The sequence below is a fragment of the Pseudomonas sp. AP19 genome (genome assembly GCF_001728855.1).
Classification (GTDB): Bacteria; Pseudomonadota; Gammaproteobacteria; order Pseudomonadales; family Pseudomonadaceae; genus Aquipseudomonas; species Aquipseudomonas fluorescens.
Map to the genome: position 1 here is coordinate 15905 of NZ_LXJP01000078.1, position 12362 is coordinate 28266.

Annotated in this window: 14 protein-coding genes; 8 read left to right on the forward strand and 6 right to left on the reverse strand. The window is 61.4% G+C overall.

Going from position 1 to position 12362, the window contains the following annotated elements; translation table 11 throughout:
• Positions 1 to 23: 23 nt before the first annotated feature.
• Entirely contained in the window at positions 24 to 1172 is a 1149-nt protein-coding gene (locus A7D21_RS31235) for an aldose epimerase family protein (RefSeq protein ID WP_053256667.1), read from the reverse strand.
• A 138-nt stretch (positions 1173 to 1310) separates the two neighbouring features.
• Here A7D21_RS31235 and A7D21_RS31240 point away from each other — a divergent pair, with 138 nt between their 5' ends.
• Positions 1311 to 2078 carry an SDR family NAD(P)-dependent oxidoreductase gene (locus tag A7D21_RS31240; RefSeq protein ID WP_053256666.1) on the forward strand — a complete coding sequence of 256 codons (768 nt, stop codon included), beginning with the start codon at positions 1311 to 1313 and terminating at the stop codon, positions 2076 to 2078.
• A 5-nt stretch (positions 2079 to 2083) separates the two neighbouring features.
• Here the strand turns inward: A7D21_RS31240 and A7D21_RS31245 are convergent, their stop codons facing one another.
• Together A7D21_RS31245 and mug are read right to left on the reverse strand one after the other, a co-directional pair.
• Positions 2084 to 2686, reverse strand: a complete 603-nt coding sequence (locus tag A7D21_RS31245; RefSeq protein WP_053256665.1) for a glutathione S-transferase family protein — start codon at positions 2684 to 2686, stop codon at positions 2084 to 2086.
• Between the two features lie 30 nt (positions 2687 to 2716).
• Entirely contained in the window at positions 2717 to 3250 is a 534-nt protein-coding gene (gene mug, locus A7D21_RS31250; protein WP_069553565.1) for a G/U mismatch-specific DNA glycosylase, read from the reverse strand.
• A 310-nt stretch (positions 3251 to 3560) separates the two neighbouring features.
• Here mug and yghU point away from each other — a divergent pair, with 310 nt between their 5' ends.
• Together yghU and A7D21_RS31260 are read left to right on the forward strand one after the other, a co-directional pair.
• Entirely contained in the window at positions 3561 to 4394 is an 834-nt protein-coding gene (yghU, locus tag A7D21_RS31255; protein ID WP_069553566.1) for a glutathione-dependent disulfide-bond oxidoreductase, read from the forward strand.
• Between the two features lie 123 nt (positions 4395 to 4517).
• Positions 4518 to 5480 (forward strand): Dyp-type peroxidase, encoded by a 963-nt coding sequence (locus A7D21_RS31260; protein ID WP_069553567.1) that lies wholly within the window; start codon positions 4518 to 4520, stop codon positions 5478 to 5480.
• Positions 5481 to 5491: 11 nt separating this feature from the next.
• Here the strand turns inward: A7D21_RS31260 and A7D21_RS31265 are convergent, their stop codons facing one another.
• On the reverse strand, positions 5492 to 6364 hold the full coding sequence (locus tag A7D21_RS31265; protein WP_053256661.1) for an undecaprenyl-diphosphate phosphatase: 873 nt from the start codon (positions 6362 to 6364) through the stop codon (positions 5492 to 5494).
• A 177-nt stretch (positions 6365 to 6541) separates the two neighbouring features.
• Here A7D21_RS31265 and A7D21_RS31270 point away from each other — a divergent pair, with 177 nt between their 5' ends.
• A complete protein-coding gene (locus tag A7D21_RS31270; RefSeq protein ID WP_053256789.1) occupies positions 6542 to 7048 on the forward strand; it encodes a GNAT family N-acetyltransferase in 507 nt (168 codons plus the stop codon).
• Here A7D21_RS31270 and A7D21_RS31275 read toward each other — a convergent pair.
• Entirely contained in the window at positions 7026 to 7970 is a 945-nt protein-coding gene (locus tag A7D21_RS31275) for a GlxA family transcriptional regulator (RefSeq protein ID WP_069553568.1), read from the reverse strand. The two genes, A7D21_RS31270 and A7D21_RS31275, sit on opposite strands and share 23 nt — an antisense overlap.
• A gap of 172 nt (positions 7971 to 8142) precedes the next feature.
• Between A7D21_RS31275 and A7D21_RS31280 the strand changes: the two genes are divergently transcribed.
• The 3 genes from A7D21_RS31280 to A7D21_RS31290 all read left to right on the forward strand — a co-directional run bounded on the left by A7D21_RS31280 (position 8143) and on the right by A7D21_RS31290 (position 10662).
• Positions 8143 to 8757 (forward strand): TetR/AcrR family transcriptional regulator, encoded by a 615-nt coding sequence (locus A7D21_RS31280; protein ID WP_069553569.1) that lies wholly within the window; start codon positions 8143 to 8145, stop codon positions 8755 to 8757.
• Between the two features lie 25 nt (positions 8758 to 8782).
• Positions 8783 to 9460, forward strand: a complete 678-nt coding sequence (locus A7D21_RS31285) for a type 1 glutamine amidotransferase domain-containing protein (protein ID WP_053256658.1) — start codon at positions 8783 to 8785, stop codon at positions 9458 to 9460.
• An 80-nt stretch (positions 9461 to 9540) separates the two neighbouring features.
• Positions 9541 to 10662: an alkene reductase gene (locus A7D21_RS31290; RefSeq protein ID WP_053256657.1), complete on the forward strand. Its 1122-nt coding sequence runs from the start codon at positions 9541 to 9543 to the stop codon at positions 10660 to 10662.
• On the opposite strand, the gene A7D21_RS31295 is transcribed toward A7D21_RS31290, so the two are convergent.
• Entirely contained in the window at positions 10663 to 11661 is a 999-nt protein-coding gene (locus tag A7D21_RS31295) for an NAD(P)H-quinone oxidoreductase (RefSeq protein ID WP_053256656.1), read from the reverse strand. It abuts the gene before it with no gap.
• A 174-nt stretch (positions 11662 to 11835) separates the two neighbouring features.
• Between A7D21_RS31295 and A7D21_RS31300 the strand changes: the two genes are divergently transcribed.
• A complete protein-coding gene (locus tag A7D21_RS31300; protein WP_053256655.1) occupies positions 11836 to 12222 on the forward strand; it encodes a DoxX family protein in 387 nt (128 codons plus the stop codon).
• Positions 12223 to 12362: the final 140 nt, after the last annotated feature.

Sequence of the window (12362 nt, forward strand, 5' to 3'; positions counted from 1 at the left end):
GCGGGCAAGCCCGCTCCCAGCGTTTATTTGGCGCTGAACTTAAAAATGGTGTGTTGGCTATAGGTCTGGCCGGGGTTCAGGCGTGTCGACGCAAACTTCGGTTGGTTAGGCGCATCCGGAAAGTGCTGGGTCTCCAGGGTGAAACCGCTCCAGTGCTGGTAAGTCTTGCCGGCTTTGCCCTTGACCGTGCCGTCGAGGAAGTTGCTGGTATAGAACTGCACGCCAGGCTCGCTGGTGTAGAGCTGTAAATGCCGGCCTGACGCGGGGTCGTGTACTTCAGCCGCGAGTTTTTTGATATCGCCCTGAGTGTCCAGCGCCCAGTTGAAGTCAAACCCGCCCTGTTTTGGCTCGGCGAATTTGAGCTGTGGGTGGTCATCCTTGATGTGCTGGCCGATCGGCGTGGGTGCCAGGAAGTCCATCGGTGTGCCTTTGACCGGTGCCAGTTCGCCGGTAGGGATCAAGGTGGCATTTACCGGCGTGTAGTGGCTGGCATGCAAGGTCGCGACGTGCTTGAGGATGTCGCCGTTACCCGCGCCGGCGAGGTTGAAGTAACTGTGGTTGGTGAGGTTGAGCACCGTGGGTTTGTCGGTGGTGGCCGTGTAATCGATGTGCAGTTCGTTGTTGTCGTTGAGGCTGTAGGTGACCTCGGTTTTCAGATTGCCGGGGAAGCCCATCTCGCCGTCTTTGGACAGGTACGTGAGGGTCACGCCGACCGAGTCCTTGCCCTTGACTGGCTTGGCTTGCCACACGTGCTTGTCGAAACCCTGTGCGCCGCCGTGCAGCGCGTTGGGGCCGTCGTTGAGGGGTACCTGATAGCGTTTGCCATCGAGCTCGAAGGCGCCGCCCGCGAGGCGGTTGCCAAAGCGCCCGATGGTCGCGCCAAAAAATGCGCTGCCGGCCTGGTAACCCTGTACATCGTCAAAACCGAGCACCACGTCCTCGGCCTTGCCGTTTTTATCCGGTACTTTCAGCGACTGCAATACGCCGCCGTAAGTGATGACCGTGGCTTGCATGCCATGGCTGTTGCGCAATATGTACTGCTCGACGGCCGTGCCGTCATTGGTTTTGCCGAAGGGCTTTTGCTCGCTGGTGAGGCCTGCGGCCTGGACACCGCCGCTGGCAATCATCATGGACAGGGCAAGGCCGGAAAGCAGGTGACGAGGGTGCTTCATGGTCGAACTTCCTTTTGTTGTTTTCAGTGGAATAGTTCTACTAATGTGCGATATTTTGTCGATGGAACAGCAGATTTATAGCCTTTTACTGCCTTTTTGCAAAATAAAATAAGACTAATTGAGTGAGGCATCCGTTATATGAATATTGCGCAGGCTGTGTATCCCGACCTCAAGGGTAAGACCGTGCTGGTTTCCGGAGGTGCTTCGGGCATTGGTGAGTTTATGGTGCGGGCCTTCGCCGCGCAGGGGGCGAGGGTGGGCTTTGTGGACCGGGCACAAAGCCAGGGTGAGCGATTGGCGGCGTTCTTGAGTGCCCAAGGGCACACCGTGCAGTTTTTGCACTGCGACATCACCGATGACATCGCCTTCCAGGCGGCGATAGAGCGTTTCGAACATTCGCTCGGCCCCATCACCGTGCTGGTCAACAACGCCGCCAACGATGTGCGCCACACCCTGGAAGAGGTCGATTCGGCGATGTTCGACCGGTTGATAGCCGTCAACCTCAAGCACGCTTTTTTTGCCGCGAAGGCGGTGGCGCCGATGATGAAACGCGCGGGCGGCGGGGCAATCATCAATTTGGGTTCGGTCGGTTGGATGATGGCGTCTGCGGGCTACCCGGTATACGCGGCCAGCAAGGCTGCCGCCCACGGCATGACGCGGGCGCTGGCCCGGGAGCTGGGACCGGAGCGCATCCGGGTCAACACCCTGGTGCCCGGCTGGGTCATGACCGAAAAACAATTGGCGATGTGGGTAGACGACGCGGCCCGGGAGCTGATCAGCCGCAGCCAGTGCCTGCCAGGCAGTGTGCTGCCGGAACACATCGCCAATATGGCGTTGTTTCTTGCCTCTGAGGTGTCGGCGATGTGTTCGGCGCAGAACTTTATTGTGGATGGCGGTTGGGTGTAGTCGCGTTACTCGATCGGGTATCTGCGAAAGGCCGGATGCTGCTCAAGCGCGCGGGTATGGCGTTGCAGGTGGGGAAACGCATCGGCTTCGAGCACCGTCGGCAGTTTGAACCGGGTAAACGACCAGGCGACTGCCGCAGTCAGCGCGGCTTGGCTCAGCGGTTCGCTGCTGGGCTGGGCCAGGTGTTTTTCCAGCAGCGTATAGGCCGCCAGCAACTGCCCGGTGACGCGCTCGATCCACGGCGCGTGCAGTTTTTCCGCCGGGCGCAGGTGGTGTTCATAGACAATCTGCACGGTTTTCTCACACGCTGCCAGGGCCAACCCGAGCACTTGCAGCGCATGGGCGCGCGCCTCGGCCTGTGCGGGCAGGAGCTTCCTGTCGGGCGGCGCGAGGGCTTCGAAGTAATCCAGGATCAGGCTGGAATCCATCAGCACCGTCCCATCCTCCAGCACCAGGCTGGGCGCCTTGACCACCGGGTTGATCCGCGCGAATTCGCTGAAGGTGCTGAACACGGACAAGGGTTCATGCACAAAGTCTACGCCGTACAACTCCAGGGAAATTGCCACGCGGCGAACGTAAGGCGAGTCCAGCATACCGATCAGTTTCATGCAGCCTCCATTGCTATCCGGATCATTGGCTCAAGAGAGTAAGGGCTGTTGATCGGCGTGCGCAATGGCCTGACGTAACTGCCCATAGGCGCTCACCAATTGCTCCAGGCTGAACGCCAGGTTGCGCCCACTGGGGTTGGGCAACACCCACACCGACGCATCGCCCAATGATTGGGCTTGCAAGCCCCAGGCTATCGCGCGCTGGCCAGACAACGCGCTGTAACCGGCCTTGCCGAGAAAGGCCACGCAGCGTGGCCGGTAGTGGCGGATTTTCTGTTCGAACGCGGCCGCCGCGGCCTTGAATTCATGCCGTGCCAACTCGCTCGCACTCGCCGTCGGGCGCTCCACGACAGTGGTCAAGCCGCAGTAGTAGTGCAGCAAGGTACGCCCGTTTTTGGGAAAAATTTCATGGGGCGTGAAACCGGCCAGGTGCAGGGTGCGCCAGAAGCGGTTGCTGCGGTTGGCAAAGTGCTGGCCGAGCGCGGCAGAACCCTTGCCGGGGTTGATCCCGCAGAACACGACCGTCAGTTGCTCGGCCAGGATGTCTTCGAGTCGTTCGCTCATGTCGGGTCTGCCTGTCAGTGGGGGAGCGGCCATTCGCTAAAGCGCTGCGCCTGCGCAGCCATGGCCGCGGGCGGTGATGCTGGCCACAGCGTGACAAGCTATCCGCCGATAGCTTAACGTCCTTGGCCAGCGGGGGGGCAGGCAAAGTCGTCGGCGGCGATAAGATCCAGGGGCAGCGGCCGTTCACGTCAGTGCCCCTGCAAAACCCGCCATTAAACGCTAATGTGGGGCTGACCCACGCGCTGGGTGGCGGATCAAGCGTGGCCCGATTGGCGGCATCGAACCGTACTGAAACCGAGGAGAATCAAGCATGACCGATTACGTACCCGCGAAGGTGTGGACCTGGGACACCGAAAGCGGCGGCACCTTCGCCAGCATCAACCGGCCCATTGCCGGTGCGACCCATGACAAGGCACTGCCAGTCGGCAAGCACCCGCTGCAACTGTATTCCCTGGCCACGCCCAATGGGCAGAAAGTCACCATCCTGCTGGAGGAGTTGCTGGCCCTGGGGCACGCCGGCGCTGAATACGATGCCTGGCTGATCAAGATCGGCGATGGCGACCAGTTCGGCAGCGGGTTTGTTGCGGTCAACCCGAACTCCAAGATCCCGGCATTGATGGACCATAGCGGTGACACGCCGATTCGGGTGTTCGAGTCCGGTGCGATCCTGCAATACCTGGCGGAGAAGTTCGGGGCGTTTTTCCCCACCGAACCGGCTGCTCGCGCTGAGTGCCTGTCGTGGCTGTTCTGGCAGATGGGCAGCGCGCCGTATCTGGGCGGGGGCTTCGGGCATTTTTATGCGTATGCGCCGAGCAAGATGGAATACCCGATCAATCGGTTTGCGATGGAAACCAAGCGCCAGTTGGATGTGTTGGACCAACGCCTGGCGGTGAGTGAGTACATCGCCGGGGATGAATACACCATCGCCGATATTGCGATTTGGCCCTGGTACGGTGGCTTGGTTAAAGGCCGCTTGTATGGGGCGGCAGAATTCCTGTCGGTGCAGGATTACAAGCACGTGCTGCGCTGGGCCGACGCCATCGAAGCGCGACCTGCGGTGCAGCGCGGGCGCCGGGTCAATCGGGTTTCCGGGGAACCTGCGGAGCAGTTGCCGGAGCGGCATGCCGCAAGCGACCTGGACTGAATGCACGCACCTTGACGGCCTTCGGTCCGTCTGTTGCGATGACCGGGTGGGTGGCCGTGAAGTCACCGCGGGTCGGCTAATCTGCGCGGGTCAAAACCGCCCTCAACGTGTGGACTTTTCACTATGAAGACCTGCCCTGTTCAAGCCCCTTTAGAGCCGCAGTCCGTCTGCCATCCCATCACCCGCAGCGCGATCTTTATGGTTGCTACCGTTACCCCCGGCAGTGAAGACCGCGTGCGCGCCTGGTGTGGCGACATCGCCGGCCTGGTGCGCTCGGTGGGCAAGCGCGTACCGGCGGGCAACCTGACCTGCGTCTGTGGGTTCGGCTCGCAGGCGTGGGACCGGCTGTTCGGCGCACCGCGCCCGGCGGCCTTGCATTCGTTTCGCGAGTTTGGGGTGGAAGGGCGCAAGGCCGTTTCGACACTCGGTGACATCCTGCTGCATATCCGTGCCGAGCAGATGGACCTGTGTTTCGAACTGGCCACGCAACTGATGGCGGCCCTGGGCGACAGTGTCAAGGTGGTGGATGAGGTCCAGGGTTTCCGCTACTTCGATATGCGCAGCATCATCGGTTTTGTCGACGGCACCGAGAACCCGGTGGGGCGCAAGGCGGTCGGGTTCACCATCGTCGGCGATGAAGACCCTGAATTCGAAGGCGGCAGCTACGTGCTGGTGCAAAAGTACCTGCACGACATGGCCGCCTGGAATGGCTTGACCGTGGAAGCGCAGGAGCGGGTGATCGGGCGCACCAAGCTGGCGGACATTGAATTGGACGAAGAAACCAAGCCAAGCAACGCCCACAGCGCGTTGACCGTAATCACCGATGAAAACGGCGAAGAAGTGAAGATTCTGCGTGACAACATGCCGTTTGGCCGACCGGGCGCCGGTGAGTTCGGCACCTACTTTATCGGCTACGCACGCTCGCCGCAGCCGTTGGAGCAGATGCTGGAAAACATGTTCGTCGGCCGCCCGGTCGGCAATTACGACCGCTTGCTGGACTTCAGCACGGCGGTGACCGGCGGCCTGTTTTTCGTGCCTTCGGCCGACCTGCTCGACGCGCTGGCCGACCGCCTGCCTGCGGCTTAGCTCAATGCTGCTTAACTGAGCAGCCCGGTGCTGACCGCAACGATCAGGAAAATCCCCAGCAGCGCGCGGTAGATCACGAACGGCCAGGTGGAGAACCGCTCCAGGAACTTCATCAGGCCCCAGATTGCGAAGAACGCCGAGACGCTGGCGACCACCAGGCCGAAGAGCAAGTGCGACCAGGCGTGGGCGGGCAGCTCGGCGTGCAGCAACACCCACAGTTCTTTCAAACCGGCGAGGGCGATGGCCGGCAAGCCCAGCAGGAAGGAAAAGCGCGCGGCTTCTTCACGTTTGAAGTTGAGGAACAGGGCGGCGGTCAGCGTGGAGCCTGAACGCGAGACGCCGGGAATCAGCGCACCAATCTGCGCAATGCCGACAATCAGTGCATCGCGCAGGCGCATTTCGCTCATGTCCCGCGTGTGGCGTGCCCGCACTTCGGCGACTGCCAGCAACACCGCCATGACCACACAGGAAATGCCGATCACCATCAGGCCGCGCAACGGCGAGTTGCAGGTGTTGAGGGTCGAGGACAAGGCCAGCCCGGCAATCCCGATCGGGATGGTCGCCAAAATGATCGCCACCGCCAGCTTGAACCACCGGTCGTTGTAATCACCCCGGCGCACCGCGCTGATGCTGCCGGTGGTCACCTGGTGCACATCGCGCCAGAAGTAACTGACCACCGCCGCCAGCGCCGCCAACTGCATGGCCGCTGAAAACGCCGAGCCCGGATCTTGCCAGCCGAGCAGGGCAGGCACCACGCGCATGTGGGCCGTGGACGACACGGGCAACAGCTCGGTAATGCCCTGGATCACGCCCAGAATGAAGATCTGCAGGTAATCCAGGGAGGCAAAACCCACATCCAGGCCGGCGGAACAGACGTTTGTCAAAGTACATGTCCTTGAAAAATAGGGAGGCGGGCAAAGTTTATTCTAAATGTTTCAGGATTTTCGGCGGGGCCCGACAAATCCGCAATCGGTTCAGCAAACAGAAAGGTTAGCCAATGTATTGGCCTGCACGCGTGTTTTGTGAACAATGGCGCCCTGCTTTTTTTGACCGAGAGCCTCATGCCTGAAACCACCGTCGAATTGATCCAGACCGGCCCCGACGCGTCGGAGCTGATCCGCAATCTTTACCAGTACTACGCCTACGAGTCCTCGGACTGGGAGCAGGAAGATGTGGAGGCGGACGGCCGCTTCTACATCCATGACGAGCACCTGACGCGCTATTGGCAAGACCCGCAGTGGAGCGCCAACCTGCTGCTGGTCGATGGGTATATCGCCGGCTTCCTGTTGATCGAAGGCAGCGAACTGCCCGGCATCGATGCCCTGGAACTGGCTGACCTGTTCATCCTCAAGCGCTATCGTCGCAAAGGCATCGGCCGCGCCATCGCGACCCAGGTGTTGAGCAGCGGGCAGACCAATTGGCTGGTGCGTTTTTACGATCAGGATGAAGTGTCCCAGGCGTTCTGGCGCGCAGTGTTGGACGACCTGCCGCGCCCGGCGCAGACGCTTGAGCTGGATGATGACCCGCAGTTGGTGAGCTACCTGATTACGCGTGCGGCGCTGCATTGAACGCTTGCTGCATCGCCTGAGGCGGCTGCCCGAACGCGCGCAGAAACGCCTGGCGCATGCGTTCGCGATCACCGAAGCCGGTTTCGCGGGCCACCACTTCGACCGGGTGACGGCTGGTTTCCATCATCGCCCGGGCGGCTTCCACGCGCAGCGATTCGATGGCCTTGGCGGGGGTTTGCCCGGTTTCTTCGCGAAACACACGGCTGAACTGGCGCGGGCTGAGCCGGGCCACATCGGCCAGGGCCTCCACCGACAGGTCATGGGTCAAGTTCTCGCGGGCATAGGCCAGGGCCAGTTGCACGCGGTCTGACTTGGGATCGAGCTCCAGCAAGGCCGACAATTGCGATTGCTCGCTGCCGCGACGTTGGGCAATCACCAGTTTGCGCGCAATACGCCGGGCGAGGTCGCTGCCCAGGTCGGCTTCTACCATCGCCAATGCCAGGTCCACGCCGGCGCTCATGCCGGCGCCGGTCCATACCTGGCCGTCCACCACGAACAACTTGTCTTCTTCCAAGTGAATATCCGGGTAGCGCTTGCGGAACGCGGGCGCGTGGATCCAGTGCGTGGTGGTGCGTTTACCTTGCAGCAGGCCGGCTTCGGCCAGCACGAAGATGCCCATGCACAAGGAGGCGGCCCGCCGTGATTGAGCGGAGGCGGCCTTTACCAGTTCCAGCAGGTTGGCCTCCGGCAGACGAAACTCCAGATAGCCGCTGACGATCAGCGTGTCATAGCCCTGCGGCCGCAGAGGCGTGGTATTCACCGAAAAGCCCTGGGACGTCATCACCGCGCCGCCGCTCTCCGAAACCAGGTGGAACTCGTAGGCCGACTCACCCCTCAGCAGGTTCGCGCACTCGAACACCGAACCCAGGCTGAGGCTCAGGGACTGGAAGTTCGGGTAAACCATCAGCGCAACGCTGTGCATCGTCATTCTCCAAAGGGGCGCGAGCGGGGATTGTCGACGGGTGTCGGTGAAACGGCAATCAACTTTGCGTCATGTCCGGAATCCTTGCGGATATGACATTGTTGAAGTTTTTCTCGCCGCCTAACATTCCCTCAACGAACTAGACGACTGGTCTAATCGGACGGGAAGAACAATGAACAGCGAAACCAAAAGTACAAGGCAGACGATCCTGGATACGGCGCAATTAATTGTCAGCCGCAAAGGGTTTTCTGCGGTGGGGTTGAACGAAATACTTCAAGCCGCCGACGTACCGAAAGGCTCGTTTTATCACTACTTCAACTCTAAAGATGCATTCGGCGTTGTCTTGCTGGATACCTACTTCGATCACTATGTGCAGGGTATCGAGCAACTGTTCCAACAACCCGAACTGTCCGGCGGCGCCAAATTGATGCGGTATTGGCAAACCTGGGTCGACAACCAGACCGGCTGCACCGATGCGGGCAAATGCCTTGCCGTCAAACTCGGTGCCGAGGTGTCAGACCTTTCAGAGCCGATGCGTTTGGCCCTGCAGCGCGGCACCGCACGTACGATTGCTTTACTGGCCGAGGCCTTGCTGCAAGGCGTCGAAGACGGCTCGCTGACGGTTCAGCAACCCCCGCAACGCCTGGCCCAACGCCTATATGCGCTGTGGCTGGGGACCAGCGTGATGAGCAAGATTACCCGAACATCTGCGCCGTTTGATGAGGCGCTGCTGCTGACCCGACACCTGTTGGGTTGCCCTGAACACACCGATGCTTACACCTACTGAAACCCATCGATCGAGGCACTGGAAAATGAAAGTATTAATGGTACTGACCTCTCACGACCAGCTTGGCGATACCGGCCGTAAAACCGGCTTCTGGCTTGAAGAGTTTGCGGCTCCCTATTACACCTTCAAAGACGCCGGCGCCGAGTTGGTGCTGGCCTCTCCGGCAGGCGGCCAGCCGCCGCTGGACCCGGTCAGCGACCAGCCTGACGCGCAGACCGAACAGACCCGACGTTTCGCCGCTGACCCGGCTGCACAGCAGGCCCTGGCCAACACCGTCAAGCTCGACACGGTCAACGCCGACGACTTCGACACCGTGTTTTACCCAGGCGGGCACGGTCCGCTGTGGGACTTGGCAGAGTCGAGCACGTCCATCGCGCTGATCGAGTCGTTCGAGCGTGCCGGCAAGCCCATCGGCTTTGTCTGCCATGCGCCCGGCGCACTGCGTCACGTCAAGGCGGTCAATGGCGAGCCGTTGATCAAGGGCCGTCGCGTTACCGGCTTCTCCAACGCCGAAGAGGCCGCTGTCGGCCTGACCGATGTGGTGCCGTTCCTGATCGAAGATGAGTTCAAGACACTCGGCGGCCACTATGCAAAGGGCGCTGATTGGCAATCCTTTGTGCTTGAAGATGGTTTGCTGGTAACCGGGCAGAACCCTGCCAGTTCCAGTGATGTGGCTAAGGCCCTGCTGAAACTCACCGCATAACTTAATTAAATCGCTGTATGCATTGGCGGCTCTCACGAGCCGTCAATGCTTTAGCGCGCCTTGAATTTGGAAGTTCTTACATGACGAGTAGTTTAAATACCCCCGTAAAACTGGGTCACCACACCTTGAACAACCGCGTGGTACTGCCGCCCTTGACCCGCCAGCGCAGTGCCCAGCCTGGTGATATCGCGACCGACGTGATGGCCGAGTATTACCGTCAGCGCGCCAGCGCCGGCTTTATGGTCAGCGAAGGCACGCAAATCGAACCGCGCGGCCAGGGTTACGCCTGGACGCCAGGTATCTACAGCCCGGCGCAGATCGACGGCTGGCGCAAAGTGACGGACGCGGTGCACGCCGAGGGCGGGGTGATCTTCGCCCAGCTGTGGCATGTCGGTCGCGTGTCTCACCCCGCACTGCAACCGGAAGGCGCCGCACCGGTCGCGCCGTCGGCTATTGCGGCCGAGCAAGCCAAGGCCTTTATTGAAACCGGGCCTGGGGTTGGCGAACTGAAACAGCCGCCTGTGCCGCGGGCATTAAGCGTGCTTGAGATTGACGAGTTGGTCGCCCATTACGCACAGGCCGCACGCAATGCGTTGGACGCCGGGTTTGACGGGGTGGAAATCCACGCGGCGAATGGTTACCTGGTCAACCAGTTCATCTCGGCCCACGCCAACCAGCGTGACGATGAGTACGGCGGCTCGCTGCACAACCGCCTGCGGTTTTTACGCGAGATCGTCGAAGCCGTCACGGCCGTGGTCGGGCCAGAGCGTCTGGGTGTGCGTTTTTCACCATTGTTCAGCGGCACCGACCAGGACCGTGTGTATATCGGCCTGGTAGAAGAAGACCCGCATCACACCTACATTGAGGCGATCAAGGTGCTGCAAGCCTCGGGCATTGCCTACGTGTCCATCGCCGAGGCTGATTGGGACAACGCGCCTGACTTGCCTGAAACCTTCCGCCACGCGGTACGCAGCACGTTCAGCGGGCGGATCATCTACGCCGGGCGTTACACCGCAGCGCGCGGCGCAGCCCTGGTGGACGCCGGGCTGGCAGACCTGATTGCGTTCGGACGCCCATTCATTGCCAACCCGGATCTGCCGCAGCGGCTGTTCAACGGCTGGCCGCTGAACCCGCTGCGCGCCGAAGGCATGTACGGCGGTTCGGAGCAGGGCTACACCGATTACCCGGTGTACGCCGAGTAATCACTCCACCCGCAACACAATCTTGCCAATGTGGTCGCCGCCTTCCATCCGTGCATGGGCCTGGGCGGCGTCGGTGTACGCGTACACTTTGTCGATGATCGGCAGGCATCGCCCGGCGGACAGCACCGGCCACACGTATTCGCGCAGTTGTTCGGCAATCGCGGCTTTTTCGTCCTTGGTGCGTGCGCGCAGCAGCGAGCCGGTGATGACTGCGCGTTTGCCGAGGATGGTCAGCAGGTCGACGTCATTGGCCTTGCCGCCGCCGAGGAAACCCAGCATCACCAGATGCCCGTCCATGGCCAGCGCCTTGAGGTTGTTGTTGAGGTAGGAGGCACCCATGATGTCGAGGATGACATTCACGCCTTTGTCGCCGGTCTTCTGCGCGATGACCGCGGCGAAGTCCTCTTCGCGGTAATTGATCGGCTCGGCGCCCAGCTTGGCAATCGCCGCGCATTTGTCGGCACTGCCGGCGGTGGCAAATGCCTGAATCCCGTACTCGCGGCAGAGCATCAGCGCGGTGGTGCCGATGCCGCTGGTGCCACCGTGGATCAGCACGCTCTGGCCGGTGTGCGCGTCGCCGAGGCCGAACAGGTTGGCCCAGACGGTGAAAAAGGTCTCCGGCACGGCAGCGGCTTGAATCCAGTCCATGCCCTCCGGGATCGGCAGGGCCTGGCTTGCCGGTACGCTGCAAAACTGGGCATAGCCACCGCCGTTGGTCAGCGCACAGACTTTGTCGCCCAGGCTGTATTGCGTCACGCCGTCGCCGAGGGCGACCACTTCACCGGCGACTTCCAGGCCCGGAATCGGGCTCATACCGGGTTTCATCGGGTACTTGCCCGCGCGTTGCAGGGCATCCGGGCGATTGACCCCGGCGGCATGCACGCGAATCAGGATTTCACCGGGGCCTGCCACGGGCACGTCGGCCCGGCGAGGTTGCAGGACGTCAGGGCCGCCGGGGGCGGTGATTTCGATCAGGGTCATTTCTTTGGGCAGGGTCATTGTGCAATTCCTTTAACCGGGAGCGTATGGAGTGGGACCACAGTGCGCGAGCGTTGATTCAACCGGAACGCTGTCATGTCAGCACATGCCTGCAAGTCTACCGGCGCCGGTGCCGACACAATCGCCCCGGCTCCGGCGCACAGGCGCCGGGGGATTCTACGGGGACAGGCGGTTATGAACGAATCAAAGTACCAGGCGCTGGGGCTGTTGTTTCTGCGCGTCAGCGGCGCGGTGTTTCTGATGTGGGTGCATGGGTTGCCGAAGCTGCTGCACTACAGCGACCAACTGGCGTTGATCGAAGACCCGTTTCACCTCGGCGCCCACGTCACGCTGTGCCTGGCGATTGTCGCCGAAGTGCTGTGCCCGCTGCTGATCATCGCCGGTGTGCGGGTGCGCCTGGCGTGCTTGCCGATCCTGGCCGTGCTGTGGGTGGCCTTGCTGGTGGTGCATCCGCAATGGACGGTGTTTGAGGGGCAGTTCGGCTGGCTGTTGTTGATTATCTTCACCAGCATTCTGATCGCGGGCCCGGGGCGGTTGGCGCTCAGCCAGCGGTATGCCTGAATAAAAAAAGGCCGGGCAAGCCCTAATGCCAGTCAGTTAAGCGCAGATCTCCTGTGGGAGCGGCGGTGCGACGATTCGACTTGCTCGCGAAAGCGGTGGGTCAGTCAACATCAATGTTTGCTGGGCCGACGTCTTCGCGG